This window comes from Pseudobythopirellula maris (genome assembly GCF_007859945.1).
GTDB classification, from domain to species: domain Bacteria; phylum Planctomycetota; class Planctomycetia; order Pirellulales; family Lacipirellulaceae; genus Pseudobythopirellula; species Pseudobythopirellula maris.
Map to the genome: position 1 here is coordinate 688,453 of NZ_SJPQ01000003.1, position 16,298 is coordinate 704,750.

Annotated in this window: 9 protein-coding genes; 2 read left to right on the forward strand and 7 right to left on the reverse strand. The window is 66.2% G+C overall.

Annotation, left to right across the window (positions count from 1 at the left end):
* The first annotated feature begins 112 nt into the window (after positions 1–112).
* Both Mal64_RS15540 and Mal64_RS15545 read left to right on the forward strand, forming a co-directional pair.
* Positions 113–1,486 carry a hypothetical protein gene (locus Mal64_RS15540; protein ID WP_146401888.1) on the forward strand — a complete coding sequence of 458 codons (1,374 nt, stop codon included), beginning with the start codon at positions 113–115 and terminating at the stop codon, positions 1,484–1,486.
* Between the two features lie 97 nt (positions 1,487–1,583).
* The gene (locus tag Mal64_RS15545) at positions 1,584–2,672 is read left to right on the forward strand and encodes a M24 family metallopeptidase (protein WP_146401890.1); all 1,089 of its coding nucleotides are present in this window, start codon (positions 1,584–1,586) and stop codon (positions 2,670–2,672) included.
* Between the two features lie 171 nt (positions 2,673–2,843).
* Here Mal64_RS15545 and Mal64_RS15550 read toward each other — a convergent pair whose 3' ends face one another.
* The 7 genes from Mal64_RS15550 to Mal64_RS15580 all read right to left on the reverse strand — a co-directional run bounded on the left by Mal64_RS15550 (position 2,844) and on the right by Mal64_RS15580 (position 16,288).
* Positions 2,844–4,685 carry a LamG-like jellyroll fold domain-containing protein gene (locus Mal64_RS15550; protein ID WP_146401892.1) on the reverse strand — a complete coding sequence of 614 codons (1,842 nt, stop codon included), beginning with the start codon at positions 4,683–4,685 and terminating at the stop codon, positions 2,844–2,846.
* Between the two features lie 50 nt (positions 4,686–4,735).
* On the reverse strand, positions 4,736–5,584 hold the full coding sequence (locus Mal64_RS15555) for a hypothetical protein (RefSeq protein ID WP_146401894.1): 849 nt from the start codon (positions 5,582–5,584) through the stop codon (positions 4,736–4,738).
* A 64-nt stretch (positions 5,585–5,648) separates the two neighbouring features.
* Positions 5,649–6,944, reverse strand: a complete 1,296-nt coding sequence (locus tag Mal64_RS15560; protein WP_146401896.1) for an alkaline phosphatase family protein — start codon at positions 6,942–6,944, stop codon at positions 5,649–5,651.
* 54 nt (positions 6,945–6,998) lie between these two features.
* Positions 6,999–8,129 (reverse strand): DUF1559 family PulG-like putative transporter, encoded by a 1,131-nt coding sequence (locus Mal64_RS15565; protein ID WP_231993788.1) that lies wholly within the window; start codon positions 8,127–8,129, stop codon positions 6,999–7,001.
* A gap of 118 nt (positions 8,130–8,247) precedes the next feature.
* Positions 8,248–12,714, reverse strand: coding sequence for a PEP-CTERM sorting domain-containing protein (locus Mal64_RS15570; RefSeq protein WP_146401900.1), 4,467 nt, complete (start codon positions 12,712–12,714; stop codon positions 8,248–8,250).
* 246 nt (positions 12,715–12,960) lie between these two features.
* A complete protein-coding gene (locus Mal64_RS15575) occupies positions 12,961–14,625 on the reverse strand; it encodes a PEP-CTERM sorting domain-containing protein (RefSeq protein ID WP_146401902.1) in 1,665 nt (554 codons plus the stop codon).
* A gap of 259 nt (positions 14,626–14,884) precedes the next feature.
* The gene (locus Mal64_RS15580) at positions 14,885–16,288 is read right to left on the reverse strand and encodes a DUF5690 family protein (RefSeq protein WP_146401904.1); all 1,404 of its coding nucleotides are present in this window, start codon (positions 16,286–16,288) and stop codon (positions 14,885–14,887) included.
* Positions 16,289–16,298: the final 10 nt, after the last annotated feature.

Consider the following 16,298-nt stretch of genomic DNA (forward strand, 5'->3'; position numbering starts at 1 on the left):
GTCCGCTAAGGGGCCCGCTACGGGAGGCCCCCGCCGCTAGCGGGTGACCACTCATCGCCACAATCGCCCCGGTCCGGGGCGTAGCTAGACAGCACCTTTGAAGCGCGATCTCATGCACCACGAGCCGTCGATCTTACGATTTGCCCGCTTCCTTGCCACAGCGATGCTAGCCGTGGCGGCGTGCTTTCAGGCCGCCACCGCGCGGGCGGTGATTGTCGACGAACTCGTGGGGCCGGGCGACTACTCGCCGATCAACACCACCGCGCCGGCCGACGACCCGGGCTGGTACAACGTTCCCGACGACCGCTCGGCCGTCTATCTCGGCAACCAGTGGGTGCTCACCGCCACCCACACGGGGCAGGGCGCCAGCGGGTCCGTGACGCTCAACGGGAGCAGCTACGAGGTCATCCCCGAGACACTGACCCTGCTGTCGAACCCGTCTTCTTACAGCGGCACTTCGCTATCGGCCGATTCCGACATCGCGATGTATCGCATCAAGACCAACAGCGTGACGGGGCTCGCGCCCGAAGACAATGACCCGACCCTGATCAAGGAAATCACGATCGCCTCGGAAGCGCCCGCGGTCAACGATGAGTTTCTTACCATCGGATACGGCAGGACCCGCGTCACGAACCCTTCGGATCCCAACGGGATCTACCACTGGGATGCCTCGTGGGCCGAAACGAGCGAGGCTGCCGCCACCTACCACGGCTACCGCATCAACGTGAACAACCAGAGTCCCACCCTGCACACGAAGACTTGGGGCGTGAACCAAGTGGATCGTGACTCAGAGCGTGAGAGCGGCACAGACTCGGACAACAATGTGGTGATCAGCGTCGGTCTCGCCGGCCGCCACGCCATCACCATCATCTCAGAGTTCGATTCGGCTTCTTACGGGGGCAGCTCGTTTCAGGTCTCGCAGTACGAAGCGATGCTGGCCTCGAACGACTCGGGCGGGCCGGTCTTCCTCAAGATCGACGATGGCGGCGGCCAGAGCCACTGGGAGCTCATCGGCGTCAACCACGCCGTGTTCCCTTATTCTCAGCAAGGCCAGCCCGGCAACCGCGTTGCCTTCGGCAACCACTTCGCCTTTACCGATCTCTCGGTGAGTCACTACCGGAATCAAATCACCGACATGCTGGCGGACGACGTTTACTCGGTCATCGGCGACGCCAACCTCGATGGCTCGGTCACCGGCGAGATCGTGGGCGGCGTCGCCACCGGCGACCTTGCTGCGATCGTCGACAACTGGGGCCATGTCGAAGCCGAGGCGAACATTTACTCCTGGCAGCGCGGCGACATGAATCAGGACGGCCGCACCGACATTGCCGACTTCGGCGTGCTGCGTAGCGAGCTTGGCGGATCGATCTCGATGTCCTCCTTCGCCGCTCTCGTGGGCGACTTCTCGATCGTTCCGGAGCCGGCCACCGGCGCGTTGGCCCTGCTGACGCTCTCGGTTTTGGCGGGCCGCCGTCGCCGCGGCTGAGCCGCCGCGCTTGCGGCATCTTGTCGCGACTCTCATATTGGAGGCTCCCAGCCGATCCTCCTCCGTTGGGCAAGACGCCCCTCCCCCAGAGAGCCGCATGACACGCCACACCAAGCGACGCGACAAGCTGCGTAAGACCCTCCGCAAGGAGAAGGTCGACGCCCTGCTGGTCACCAACTTCACGAACGTCACGTACCTGACCGGCTTCTTCGGCGACGACAGCTACCTGCTCGTCACGCCCGACGACGAGCTGCTGGTGAGCGACGCCCGCTTCACGACCCAGATCGAGGAGGAGTGCCCCGGGCTCGCAACGTTCATCCGCCAACCAGGCGAGCGGATGACCGACAGTGTGGCCGACGCCGTTGGCGAGCGCAAAATCGAGCGGCTTGGGGTCGAGGCCGACTCGATGACCCTGGGGCTCCGCAACGCGCTGGCCGACAAGCTCACTGGTGTCGACCTCGCCCCCACCAGCGGGTTGGTCGAGGGGCTGCGGCTTATCAAAGATCGCGACGAGATCGACAGCACCCGCGCCGCCTGCATGCAGGCCAAAAGGGCGTTCGAGGTCGTGCGGGCTGGCTGGGACCCGGCGATGACGGAGCTCGATGTCGCCCACGAGTTGGAACGCCAGGCCCGTCGGTTCGGCGCTACGAAGCTCAGCTTCCCGCCGATCATCGCCGTGGGCGAACGGGCCGCGTTGCCGCACGCCATCCCCACCGACAAGAAGATCGGCGACGCCCCGTTCACGCTGATCGATTGGGGCGCCGACGCCGGCCCTTACATCAGCGACCTCACGCGCATGGTCTGCATGGGCAAGCCGTCGGTCAAGTTCACCAAGATCTACAACTTGGTGCTCAAGGCCCAGGTGGCGGCGATCGAGGCGATCCGCCCCGGCGCCATCTGCGAGGACGTCGACGCCGTGGCGCGCAAGATCATCACCCGTGGCGGCTTCGGCAAGGAGTTCGGCCACGGCTTGGGCCACGGCACCGGCCTCGAGGTCCACGAGGCGCCGCGGTTCTCCCGCGGGCAGAAGACCGAGTTGCGGCCCGGCATGATCGTCACGGTCGAGCCGGGCATTTACTTGCCGGGCTGGGGCGGAGTCAGGATCGAGGACGATATCCTGGTCACCAAGACCGGATTCGAAGTCCTCACCGACGTGCCCAAACGGCTTGAGGAGTGCGTGGTTTAGGCCCGGCAGGGCAGGGGAGGGGAGGGGAGTCAGCCGGGGCCACGGGCTCCGCCCCCGGCCCGTGGTCCCTCGACCAACTCCTTCGCTCCTAGTCTCGCGTCCCGCTCATCTCGCGCCACGCCCCCTAAGGGGCGTGGCGCCTTCGCTCGCGTCAGCCGATCGAGAAACGCCTCACTCGGCGTCCTGCTCGATCACGACCGTGTCGAACAGCTTGTCATCGAGGTCGAAGCTGCGGATCTCGAGCGTCGGTCCGTTGACGTGGGCCATCACGTAGTGGTGGCTGCGATGAACCCGGTTCTGGAAGAACGGCCGGCTCGGTCCGGGCGTCTCGAGATTGCCGCCGCCGCCGCCAACGATCATGTAGACCGGGCCGTCTTTAGCCACGGCGCGGTTGCCCTTGACCGGCCAAGTCCGCTCGTACGAGTGGATATGGCCGTTCCACACCACGTCGACGCCGTGCTTGTCGTACAGGGCCGAGAGCTGCCGTGCCCGCAGGTCGCCACGCTCGCTCTTGTTCTGCTTCCAGAGGTCGCCGTAATCGTTCTCGTCCGACGAGTAGGGCGGGTGGTGGTGGCAAACAAACTTCCACTGCGAGGTCGACTCGGCAAGCCGCGCGTCGAGCCACTCGTACTGCTCCGACCCGGGACCGACATTGCGGTTCGTGTCGATCATGAAGAAGTGGGCGTCGCCGTAATGGAACTCGTAGTAGTACTCCGGGTCGGGCAGCGACATGTACTCGTAGTAGTTGCTGGCGTTCTGCTCGTGGTTGCCGAGCACCGGGAACATCGGCACGCGCGAGATCAACTCGCTGGCGCCGGGAAAGAAGTGCTGGGTCCAGTGCACGTCCTTCACGCCCTGGTCGACCAAGTCGCCCGGGTGAAGCAGGAAGCTGGGCCGCTGGGCCCAGGCGTGGCCGGCCAGTTTGGCGCACACGATCGGGTTCGCTTGCGTGTCGCTGATGATGGCGAAGGCGAACGGGGTCCCCTCGTTCACCGCCGTGGAGAAGGTTGAAACGCGGCTGCCGATCGATTGATCAGAGTCGTCCTTCGTCTCGACCCGGTAGAAGTACTGCGTCTCCGGCTCGAGGCCCTCGATCCGCACCTCGTGGATTTCGGCGTCGTCGGCACTAGCCGACTGTTCGCACTCGTCGGTCTCGCCGTAATGCACGACCGACGTGCCGCTCAGCGAGGTCTGCCACATGACGGTCATCCCCTCTTTGGTGCCGTACTGCAGGTAGGGCGAGACAACCATCGAGAGCGAGTCTTGGCGGGCGTCGCGCTTCAGCGTCACGAGCGAGCGGTTGTGCTCGAACTCGTGCGCGACCCAGGCCTTCTTGGCGGCGAGGTCGTAAACGCTCACCTCGCGCAGCCGGCCGCGGAGCGGCGGGCGGGCGGTGTCGCCCGAGCCGCCGAGCACCACGCGTTGGCGCTCGGCGTAAACTAGGTCGCCACGGGCGTCCTTAGGCTCCGAGGCGTCGAGGCGCCCGTTGACGTACAACTCCGCCGTTTGGCCGTCGTAAACGCCGACCACGTGGTACCACGAGCCCTTCTCGTAAGGGGTGGCCCCCTCGACTTGCGTCTGGCCCGCCTCGGAGGTGGCGAGGTCGAGCGTGAAGCACTTGTCGTTGTAGCCCAAACGCCAAGCGATCGAACCGTCCTCGGCGACCGCCGCGGCGACGCCGCCCACCTCTTCGGCCTCGTCGATCAACACCCAGGCCGAGACGGTCATCTCACGCGTGGGTAGGTACTCAGAATCGGCTCCGAGGGGCGCGGTCTCGGCCGGCCCGGCGCCTGTCATGTCGAGCGACTGGCCGTGGGCGTCGTTGGCGATGCGCCCCGCCTCAGGGAGTTGGGCGTCGGGGCCAAGCCGGGCGTGGCACACCTTGCCATCGATGCTGCGGCTGGTCATCGCCCAGTGGGCGATTGGGTCGGGGCCTTGGTGGGCGAGGGCCAAAGACGCCGCGCCGCATAGGAGCAAGTATGTCGCCAGTGTGAAGGTGCCGTGCCGAGTCATTGCTTGATCCGTCGATAGGAATAATTAAAAGCCGCCTGATTGAGTCGCGTTCATCGCGACCGGGCGGGGGGGATTTGCTGGAAATCGGCCACGCTCACCTCGTACAACTGCGCGGTCGCCTCGTCGGCGAAGAGGATCGTGTTCGGCCCGTCGAAACAGACCGCCTCGACCTGGTCTCCGACGATCGGAAGGCGGCCGATCGGCCGAGCGAGTGGGTGGTCGTGGTCGGTCGAATCGAACAGCCAAAGCGTGTCGTAAGTGGTGAGCACGACTCGCGAGCCGTCCGGCAGCGCGTCGGCGCCAACCGCCTGGCCGCCAAGCTCGATACGCTGCAACGGTTCGAGTTCGTGGACCATCCCCTCACGGAAGTCGTCGAGCCGGTAAACCTTGGCGGCAGTGTCGCTGCGGTGCTTGGTGACCATGTAGAGGCTCTCGCCCAGGGCAAATACCGCCTCACAGTCGTAGTTGAAGTCATCGCTCGGGGCGGGGATCGCCGGCTGGTCGGGGTAGCGGACGAAAACCTTCTTGCGGAATGTCGTCCGGCCCGCGAATGGCGACGGCTCGTCGACGAAGTACAACACCAGATCGCGGCGGTCGTTGCGGTTGTTGCCGACATCGGCCACCACCAGCCCCCCGTCGTGCATGACGGCGATGTCCTCCCAGTCAACGTTGATCGCACCGCCGATGTGGACCCCTGGCGTGTCGGCGTAGCGCTCGCTGCGATGCACCGACCCGTCCCGCCGCACCGGGTAGACACGCGGCTCGTCCCCCGAGTCGTTCTGCATCCAGAACAGGTCCGGGGTGGTGCGGCTGCGGACGATGCCCGAATTCTCTCGGGCGGGCCCCTCGCCGAGCGAGCCGATTAAACGTTGATAGGCGGGCGGTGTGTCGTTCGCCACAGCCTGAGCGTCCGACGACCGGGACGGGGCAGCCGCCAAGCAAGCCAACAGGAGCACGCAGCAGTCAATATTCGGTCGTCGTATCATCGTCGCTCCCTTCGACTCTAGCACCACGCGACCGGCACACGAGCATGGAGCCGATTGCCATCGCCGAAGGCACGAACATCGCCGGCTCGGGAACGACGTGAGTGAGCGCTCGCCCCAAGGCGGCGCCGAGGGTCGGGTTTTGATTGTTGATCAGGGCCCAATCTTGCAGGTCGGTCACGCCGTCGTAATTAGCGTCGCCGCGGGCGTAGCGTTCTTCGATCGATCCGCCGCCGCGGACGAGCCAGCCGGCGAGGAACGTGGCGACATCGTCGGCGTCGGGGTCGCCCGCGCCGTTGCCGCTTAGCACGCCGTCGCCGTTGAAGTCGCCCACCACGCCGGTGGGGGGCGGCACGACGAGCCCCCGCACGGCGCCGTCCATCTCGGCGAGAAACGGGTCGATCCCCAGGTGCCACAGCGCGGTCGACGCCACGTCGCGGAGCGAGCCGCGTTGCATTGGCGCCCCCGGCGCGACGCTCGGCCCGCTCACCACGAACGGCACCTCCCAGTTCGGCAGACCCTGGCTAGCGAAGTGGCCGGTCGATCCCGGCGCGGCGCCGTGGTCGGCGGTGACGATCACAAGCCAGTCCTCCTCGCCCGCCACGACGCCCGGCCGGGCGTTCATCGCCGCGATCACGTCGCCGATCAGGCTGTCGGCCATCTCGATCGCCGCGGTGTGCTGGGGCCCGCCCCAGCCGTAGCCATGCCCCGCGCCGTCGACCTCGTCGAAGTGCAGGAACACGGCGTCGGGGTCGCCGTTCTGCATGAGCGACACGGCGGCGCTGCGCACGGCGGCGTCGGAGGTCGGCTCGAGTTCGAAGTCCGTGTGCTCGTCGGGGGTGATCTCTGTGTTGATCGGCGCCCAGTGCGAGATCGACGCGGTAAACAGGTTCGGGTCGTGCCCTTTGACGCGTTGGAAGAAGTGAGGGTACTGGTCGAAGTGGGCGCCGGCGAAGCTGTTGTCAATCACCCCGTGGTGCTCGGCCGACGCACCGGTGACGATCGTCGACCAGTTGACGCCGCTGGCGCCGTAGCCCTCGGGCGGATCGGGCGTGAGCGCCCCCTCGTTGTAAAAGTCGTACCGCACGGCGCCGGCCGCGGCGAGCGCGTCGATCGCCGGCGTGGCGGCCGGCTCGACGTACTGGCCACCGGCGCCGTCGACGCCGATGATCAACACGTGCTTGCTGGGCTCAGCGGCGGCGTATTGGGCTGATACGAACAGCAGGCACTGAGCAAAGCAAAAGGCGAAGGCAGGAGAAACACAAGTTAGGTTCATAGAGTGGCAATCACAGGAGGAAACGGAAGCAAAGCGGCGACGAAGGCCCACGGCTTACAAACGGACGCCGCCGCCTGTTTCGTAGGTCTGGCTGGCGCGGGTGCCGATGTCGCTCCACACTTGCTCGTCGATGCTATCGATCACCGCCTCGGTGTGCCCGTCGACGTAGGTCATCATGACCACTCCCGGGTGGAGGCTGCTGAACGAGAGCTGCAACGCCTGGCAGTCGGGCTTGTCGGGACCGGCGTTGCAGATCGCCTTGTTTTCCGAAGTAACGAGCCCCAGGTTGGGCGGCACGCCGGTCGAACCGAGGAACTCGGAAACGTCGAGGAAGCTGGCGCCGCGGGCGGTATCGATGTCGTCGCTGCCGCCCCACCAATGGTCCTTGCGGTTGCCTTCGAGGGCCTCGTTCGTGGTGCCGTCCTCTTCGATCGCTTGCCAGTCGTGCGCCGCCTCACCGATGATCGCCGTTTTCGATGTGCCGTCGGTGATCTTCCGCAGCGGGATGCTGCCGGTGCGAATGTCCTCGATCCAGTGAACACCGACCAGCGTGCCATCGGCTCCCTGGTACGCCGGGTTGTCGCTAGGCGACTTCTGGACCCTGAGTTCGTAGGAGGGGTACTGCCGCGTGACCAAGCCACTCGCGACGCCGATGTAAGAGATCGGCACCCGCCTCATGACCCAATAGTCGTCGTTCGAGACTTCGGTTTGGTGAGGCGGGAGATTGGCGGAAGGGCACCGCAAGGCGGCGATCACCACCTCAACGCCTCGCACGTTCTTGTACTCCTCGGGAAGGTCCGCCGAATCACCGTACTGGCCTCCCGGGTAGCCCCACTGGTGAGATCCGTCTTCCCCCGGATCGGTGGCGAACTCGAACAGGTCAAAGACCGTTTGGCCTTCCATGTAAGGCTGGATGTAGGCTGACCAAGAACTCCCCTCGCCCATCAACGCCCCGGGAGGGAGCTTCCTGTTGGTCCCTTCGTAGTTGAGCAGCGCCAGACCGATCTGCTTCTGTTGGCTAGTGCATTGCGACCGCCGGGCGGCTTCGCGGGCGGCTTGCACGGCGGGCAACAGCAGCGCCACCAAGATGCCGATGATGGCGATCACCACGAGCAATTCGACCAGCGTGAAACCCTGTAGTTCCGTGCGGCTTCGCGGGGAGGCGTAGCGTGCTGACAGGGACATTGAAGAACTCCTTGTTAGTTGGGGGGGTGATCCGAGCATCCACTCGGTCATTCTGACGCCGACGGCTCGAGACCGTGGGGCGTTCAAGCGCAAGATGTTTGACGAACTCGCCGGGTGTTCACACACGCAGCGGCGTTGCTTCGCCCGTTCGCCCAGCTTCGCGCCGGCGGCGCCGACCGGCGGCCGCCAGGCCGGCGAGCAGCAACGACAGCGAGCCGGGCTCGGGCACCAGTTGGCCAGCGATCAGCCGCGCGGCGGCGGTGGCCGTCGAGGGGCTGGCGTTATGCAGGATCGCCCAGTCCGACAGGTCGACCCGGCCGTCGTAGTTAAAGTCGCCCATGCCACGGGTCTCGAGGTCGCCGACCACGAACGTTTGCTCCACGTTGTAGGCGTCGGTCCACTCGAGCTCTTTGACGGACATCCAGTTGGCGGCGAACAGGTGGGCGTCGGCGAGCGTGACGTCGTCGTCGCCGTCGAGGTCGCCGGCGGTGGTCGGCTTGAACGCGGCGGCGTAGCCGTTGTCGTTCTCGAACACGTAGTCCGGGAACAGGTTGTCCGCGTTCTGGCCCATGACGAACATCTCGAGGTCGTCGACCACGCCGTAGAAGAAGTGATCGTTGCCGTACGCCGGGCTGCCGGTGTTGGCGCCAACAACCAGCGGGCTGACGTCCAACCCGCCCGGATCGGGCGCCGGCTCGTCGCTCGTGACGTCTTCCTCGATGTTGTACTTTCCGAGCGCGGCGGCGGTGGCCACGCCATTGATGTACAGGATCGAGCCGCTGCCGGGGCCGAATTCACGCACGACCGACAGGTGGGTCCACTGGCCGACCTCGGCCGTCACGCCGCTCGGGTAGTCGAAGACGTTCTCGAAATCCGAGGCCGGCTGGCCGTTGAGCGTGGCGAGGGCCTCAATCCGCTCGCGGTCGTAGGCGTACCGCATGGCGAACTCGCCGTCGGTGTTGATCATCACGCCGTGCTGGTTGGTGTCCATCACGATGTGGGCCTCTTCGCCGGTGTCGATCGCCGTCGGCTTGACCCACAGCTGGAAGCCGCGGTCGCTGATCAGGTCGTAGTTGATCGTGCCGCCTTGCTCGTAGACGGACGAGGGCGAGTACTGCGGGTAGTTGAGCGCTTCGCGGTAACCGGTGTGGAGGTACTGCTTGCTGAAAGCCGACCCGGGGCCGCTCGGGTTGAGCGCGATCCCCAGTCCGCTCGACGCCGGCGCGTTCGAGCCGGCGAGCATGTCGGGCCGGTCGCTGACGGCCACGTACTTCGGCACGCCGATCGTCGGGACGGGCCCCTGGGGCAAGAGCGAGATGATCTGGTTCATGCCCGTGTCGCCCGCGCTGTCGATCGAGATGCCCCCGGGGGAGTTCTGACCGACCACGCCACCGGCCGTGGCGTTCTCTCGTGAGTCGTCGCCGAACGTGTAGTCACGGTCGAGTGTCACCTGGGCCTCGGCCTGCGGCGCCGCGACGCCGGCGAGGGCCGCGGCCGCAACGACGACCGGCGTCGCCCGACGGCGCACGGCGGCTAGCGCCGTGGCAGCCAAGGCAAGCAGCGCGGCCGATCCCGGCTCGGGGACCGCCGAAGACGGCCCACTGACCGCGGCGCGGGCGCCGTAGTTCTGCACCCAGCGGTCGTAGTCGGCGATGTCGACGCCATTCTGGCCGTCGCCGTTGTTGCTCAACGCGTTCTCGTTGGGATCGCCGAGGTTGTCTCGCCACACGGTGAAGTCGGCGGCGTCGACCGATCCGTCGTTGTTGTAATCGCCAGCCAGACCGGCCGAGGCGTCGTAGAAGTACTCCACGTCCTCCGGAGCGACCTCGACAAGGTCGCCCGTGTCCAGCAGGTATGAGAACCGCACGTCGCGGTCCTCGGGGCTCGTGAGCGTGTCGAAGATCACGCCGAGCGGCGCCGAGTTGACCACACCGGGCGTGGTCGAGGTTTCGTCGGCGAACGCCGTGTCGCCAAACAGGAAGGCGTCGGCGAACAGGTGGTCCGAGGTCTCGGCGTCGGAGAGGCTCTCCCACTGCTCTCCCTCGGAGTCGCCCGCCGTGGCGCCGGCGTCCGGGCCGTCGGCCGGGTCGAGGTCGGCGCCGGCCAAGCCGGTCGCCAGGTCGCCCCGCAGCACGCCGTTCTCGCTCTCGACGCCGAGGTACTCGATCGCGGTGGTGATCGAGTCGTCCGCCTCGAGGAAGCCCTCGCCGTTGTAGGTGTTGATCCGCAACTTCAGCGGGTTCGACGGCACCGCGACCGAGATGTTGTCGATCGCCCACCACCAGTCGTTCCACGCCCCGGTCATGCCGAACTCGAGCTGCAGCTCGGTCGCCGAGCCGTCGTACATCAGGTCGATGCCCGACACCCGCTCGTTCTCTTGACTGGGGTCGTAGGTCGGCGAATCGGGGTCCGACTCACGGCGGAAGACCTCTTGGAACAGTCCCCCATCGAAGCTGACGTTCACGTGAGCCGTTTGGTTGTTGTTCTCGTCGAGATCGTCTTCGAACTCATTGCCACGCCAAGACGAATCGAACGACAGCTTGATCCGCCCGGCCGGGGTTCCCGCCGGGATCGAGATCGTGGGGGTCGTCACAAAGGCGTCGTACAGGTCGTCCGGCGTGAAGCCTTGGGCGATGTCGTCGCGTTGCGGGAGGTTCGGGTCCGCGATCAGCAGCGGATCGGGGTCGGTGTCGTCCCACTCGTCGGGGTCGGCCACCATCACCACGCCGCTGCCACGGGTGAAGTCGCTGCGGCCCTGGTCGTCGGCCTCGAACCACGCCGCCTTGTCGACAAACGCCCAGTCGGCCCAGTCCGAGATGCCGTCGGTCTTCGGGTCGACGCCGGCGTAGGCGGGGCCGACGCCGGGGACGTCGTCGTTCGCGTTCGTGTTGTTCCAGGCGCCGTAAATCGGGTTCGTGAAGGTGTTGGTCCACACCTCGTCGCCGTCGACGTCCTCTTCCTGGAAGGCGCCGAGAACCGCGCTCTCGAAGTCTTCCTCGTACAGCTTCAGCTGAGCGCTGGCCGTGCCGCAGCAGCAGGCGATCGCCAAGACCGCCGCGAGCGGAGCCGCGCGACGCAGGCCGCGAGGCGCCAGCACCGCTGCAACGGCGAACAGCGCGAGGACCAGGGCCCCCGGCTCCGGCGCCGACAGGGCGGCAGCGAAGGCGCCCTCGCCGTTCGCCGCGTCGAACGACGACTGGAACTGCTGGAAGTCGAGCGAGTCGTGCCGCTCGTCGTCGTTCAGGTCGCCCAGGGCGTAGCGCTCGGCGCGGGTCTTGCCGAGCATGCTCTTGCCGAAGCCGGTTTTGAACTTCTCCCAATCGAGCAGGTCGATCTTGCTGTCGTAGTTCAGGTCCAGGAACTCGTAAGAAGTCGGTTCGATGACGCCCTCATCGTTCTCTTGCTCGTTGCCGATGAACTCAACAAGGCCGGGGATCGGCTCGTCGCTGCCCGCGACCAGGTACTCGAACGCCACGTCCGACTCGTCCAAGTAGAACCGCCGCCAGACGTCGCCGAACTCGATCGAGTCGTCGGCCGCCAACGCGTCGCTGAGCAGGTTCAGCTCACTGAGGTCGTTCGATTCGTCGTCGAGCCTGGTCGCCTGCAACCAGTTGTTGGCCGGGGCCATGAAGCTCGCCTCGGCCTCCTCGAACGCGCCGGCGCCGGAGGTCACCGAGTAGCCGCGCAGGTCGACCGGGCTGCCGGTCTCATTGACGATCCGCACCTCGTTGGTGTCGCGATCCACCACGAGCTTCAGGGCCAGGCCGCTGACCGGGTTCTCGCCGGTGAACACCTCGAGGTTGTCGAAGGCCCACCACCAGTCGTTGGCCGCGTCGAACAAGCGGAACTCGAGCGACACCTCGGTCGCCCCGTCGGGGATGCTGAAGTCATGCCCGCCGTTGAGCGTGTCGTCGATCAGCGAGATCAGCACCGCCTCGTTGGGGGCGTCGTCCTTGAAGAACGGGTTGGGGACCTCGTTCTCGTCCTCTTCCTGCGACTCGTACCGAAGCAGCTCGTACTGCGTGCCGAGCGAGTCGTTGAACGTGGCGGTGAGGCTCGCCTTCTGGTTGTCCTCCGGGCGCCACGAAGAGTTGAAGAAGATCTTCACGTCCTCGCCGCTGGGGGCGCCGCTCAGGTTGATCGCGGGGGTCAGCAGACGCGCGTCGTAGTCGCCGTAGTCCGAGGGGGAATCAACGCCGCTGAAATCCGGGAAGTCGTCCCACTCGTCCGGGTCGGCCACGGCTACAATGCCCGAGCCGCCGGTGAAGAACTGCCGGTCTTGCCCGCCGGCCGAGTCGACCCACCATTCTTTGCTAACAAAGCTCCAGCCCTCGTACTCCGCCACGCCAACGTTGGCGATCCCGTCGGTCGGAACCCCCGAATCATCGACGGTCCAGCCGGCGGGAGGGGTCTCGGTCCAAGCCTCGTTCGATCGGCGTTCCGACTCGAACGTGACCACCGGACCGAGCACGAGCGACTCGAAATTCTCCGAGAACAGACTCACCGACTGAGCCGAAGCGGCGTTCAGGGTGAGCAGCGTGATTAGCGCGGCGCCGGCGCCTAGGGCGAGCGACTTGAGCGACATGGCGTACAGTTCCTGGGTGGGAGGGAGGCCGTTGTTTGAGTGGCACACGCCAAATTGCGCGGCCGTCGGCGTCGTGAAGGCGGGTCGAAGTTTGCCGCGAGGAAAGCGGTGCGAGAGGGCCCGCCGTATGGGGCCGTTTCGCAGCGCCTCCGCCGATGGGCGGGGCGTCGTGGGGTCTGTCCAGCGTGAGGGGAGCGCCCCCGCCGGCCCTGGCGGCCGGCGGGGGACTGCTGCCCTGAGGTGTCGTTACGAGGCTGAGCCGTTGCGACGACGGCCCACCAGGCCGAGAGCCGCCAGCGAAACCAGCATCAGCGAGCTCGGCTCGGGAACGGCTCCAACGCGAACGTTGTCGATCGCCCACCACCAGTCATTCGTGCCGACGTACGAGAACGCGAAGGTCGCGGTCGAGGCGCCTTGAGGATCGACGACCAGCGAGACCTTCTCGCTAAGGGCGTCTTCCTTGAAGTAGTTCTCATCGCCGCCGCTCGACTCCCAGCGGAGGATCTCGACCGGGCCGGCGCCGAGGTCGACCGTCACGATGGCCGCTTGGCTGTCTTCCTCACGCCAGCTCGAGGCGAACTCGAGAACCAGCTGCTGCTCAGCGTCGAGGCCCGAGATGTCGATCGCGGGGGTCTCAAACATCGTCTGCATCTCGCCCTGCGACTCGGGGTCGCCGACGTCGTCCCAAACGTCGCCATCGGCGACCGCCACGGTGCCCTCGCCGTCGATGAAGTCGGCGCGGCCGCTGCCAAGCTCGCCCCAGAAGTCTTGCGAGGCGAAGCTCCAGCCCTCGAACTCGAAGGCGCCGAGGTCGTCGTCACCCTTGACGGGGTGCTCGAACTCGCGTCCCCAACCGGTCGGCTGGGCGCTCGTGTAGGCGTCGGCGATGGGGGCGGATTCGGCGTCGTCACCGGCACGCTTGACGATCGGGAAGCCGTCGCGCTCGTTGACGCTGTCACCGAGCGTCACGCCCTCGAAGTCTTCGAGGTAGGCGTTCACCGGCAGACCGCCGCCGTCGAGGCTGGCGACCTGCACGTTGTCGATCGCCCACCACCAGTCGTTGGCGGCGTTGGCGTAGTTGAAGACGATCTCCACCGAGCTGGCGCCCGACAGCTCCGGCGACAAAGCCGTGAACAGGTTGTAAGTGAGCACCTCGTCGACGTTGTCGCCCTTGAAGCTGGGGTTGGGCGTGGTCTCGGCCTCGTCCAGGAACTCCTGCGAGTCCCAGCTGTCGATCGGCATCAAGGTGCTGCCGTCTACCAGGGCGTAAATCTCGACCGACTGGTTGTTCGTGTCGTTAAAGGCGGGGTTCTTGTGGCCGTCGTCGAAGGCCTCGGCGCGCCAGCTGCTGTTGAACTGCAGTTGGATGCCGACCGTCGTGTCGACCGCCACGCTGCGGCTCTTCAGGCCCGAGTTGAAGTAGCCGCCGTTGACCGCGTCGTCCGGATCGCCGAGGTCGAAGTACTCGTCGCCGTCCACCACGGCAACGTTACCCGAGGCGCCGGCGAACAACTCGCGGTCCTGACCGCCCGCGGCCCGCACCCAGAAGTCCTTGTCGGCGAAGCTCCAGCCTTCCCATTCGTCGACGCCGTAGTCGGCTACGCCCTGGCCGGGGACGCCCGTGTTGCCCGAGGTGGGGGCGCCGAGGTACGTGCCGAGCGTGTTGTCGACGGCCCAGCCGGTCGGGCCGGTGTGCGTGAAGGCGTTGGGGATGGCCGAGGTGTTCGGGGCCGTGGCGAGCTCGGTGACGGGCGAGGCGATGGTCGCGCGACGCACGTTCACCGATTCGCCCAGCACGAGGCTCTCGAAGTCTTCTTCGAGCAAAACCGAGCTGAAATCAAACGCCCGGGCGTCGGCGGCGGCCGTCGCCGTCAGCGCTAGGCACAACAAAAACCAGTGTTGTCGCTTCATCAGACATTCCTTGGACGGGTTCGAAAGGGGTCGTGGTTCACGTGATGCGGCGCTCGGGAGCGAGCCGGCCGGAGGACTCTGTCGGTCCCCCGGCGCCGGCTCAGCACGATCGTTGCGACCCGCCAAGGGGTCCGATCTCCGACGCCTGACAGACTTTCCTTGCGCAATGTGAAGAACGCATGAGTCGCAGTGTCGAAATCCCGACAAGCAGGGAATCTTCACGGTTTCTGAACGTTAAATTTGACGCCATGCGCATCGCTCAAATCGATTCGACACTTGGCTTAACCCCCGCCGGTGGGCCCGACAGGATCTCTGCAGCCGCTGAACCCTTGGTTTGCCGCATGAAGGCGACGCAACTGAAAATCAGTCCCGCCGCCCCAATCGTGCCGAGCACGTAAGCGAGCATCCGCAAAAAATCCAACTCCGTGGCGCCGCGCACCGTGAGGTCTTTGCCGAGTTGCAACGCAACGCTGCCGGTGTAGCCAACCGCGTCGGCCAGATAGATGCCGAAGACGGCCGTGCCGACGAATCCGGTTTGTGCGATCACACGATCGAACAGCACAGAGCCGAACGGGACGTAAGCGAGGTAGGCGCCCAGGCCGATGAGCGTGACCCACCAGAAGCCACTGAGCAGCCCGAGGTCGAGCAACAGCGTCGCCGCGGCGACCATGACGAGCCCCAAGGTCATCACGCCGAACGTGGCGACCAGCCCGCGGCGGTTGTCGCTAATGCGGTAGAGCTGCGACAACACCGCCATCACCCCGAAGGCGACAAACAACTCGGCGTTGGAAACGATCGAGCGGTGGGCGTCGTACTGGTAGCCGAGCTGGGTGAAGATCTCGACCACGTAGTTGTCGCGGTAGTCGCGGAACGCCGTGAGCAGAAAATAGGCCGCGAGCGCGGCGCAAATGCCCGTGGCGTATCGACTTGCGAATCGACGCCGGGCCGCGTGCCCCATCGGCTCACGAGCCGTGCGGGCGCCCCGGTCGGCATCGGTCGGCTCGGGGATCTGCTCCAGCAACCAGGTCGACAACACGAACGGGGCCAAGAACAAAGCCCCGGTGACTGCCGGCATCCAGTACTCCCCGACCGGAGGCAGCGGGTTCGGCAGCGCCAGCCCCCAAGATTCGGGCGTTGGGAGCGGGAAGTCGGCGCCGGCCAGCACCGCCCGGCCGACATCCTTCACCACGCCGCTCGCGACGATGTAGGCGCAGCTCAGGCCGGTGAGCAGAAGCTCGGAAACCCGCCGCCCCTCGAGGTACAACACGACCAGCCCCCACACCATGCCCAGCGGCAGACCGTTGAGGAAGATCGCGGCGGCTTTCAGGTAGGGCGACCCGTTGGGGGCAAGCCCGAACAGCACGAGCGCCCCCTCGGCCGCCAGGATGAGGCCGATCAGCATCGCGAATCGCCAGCGGCGCCCGGTCTCTGAACAGACCCACACGCCGAGGTACTTCGAGAGGGCGTAGCCCAAGATCTGCGAGACGACCAGCAAGGTCTTCTGCTCGATCGGTTGCCCGAAGAACAGCGGCGCGTCGCCGACGAAGGAGGCCGCGGCGAACGGCTTGCGGAACGCGTACATGCAAAAGTACGCGCTGAACGCGGTGGCGATGGCGAACAGGTTCAGAACGCCGCCCGAACGCCGCTCGAGCCACCGAGTCACGGGTGATCTT

Bases quoted from the DNA above. Each gene is read 5' to 3' on its own strand.
- Mal64_RS15540 (WP_146401888.1), top strand. From the start codon at position 113: ATGCACCACGAGCCGTCGATCTTACGATTTGCCCGCTTCCTTGCCACA.
- Mal64_RS15545 (WP_146401890.1), top strand. From the start codon at position 1,584: ATGACACGCCACACCAAGCGACGCGACAAGCTGCGTAAGACCCTCCGC.
- Mal64_RS15550 (WP_146401892.1), bottom strand. From the start codon at position 4,685: ATGACTCGGCACGGCACCTTCACACTGGCGACATACTTGCTCCTATGC.
- Mal64_RS15560 (WP_146401896.1), bottom strand. From the start codon at position 6,944: ATGAACCTAACTTGTGTTTCTCCTGCCTTCGCCTTTTGCTTTGCTCAG.
- Mal64_RS15565 (WP_231993788.1), bottom strand. From the start codon at position 8,129: ATGTCCCTGTCAGCACGCTACGCCTCCCCGCGAAGCCGCACGGAACTA.
- Mal64_RS15570 (WP_146401900.1), bottom strand. From the start codon at position 12,714: ATGTCGCTCAAGTCGCTCGCCCTAGGCGCCGGCGCCGCGCTAATCACG.
- Mal64_RS15575 (WP_146401902.1), bottom strand. From the start codon at position 14,625: ATGAAGCGACAACACTGGTTTTTGTTGTGCCTAGCGCTGACGGCGACG.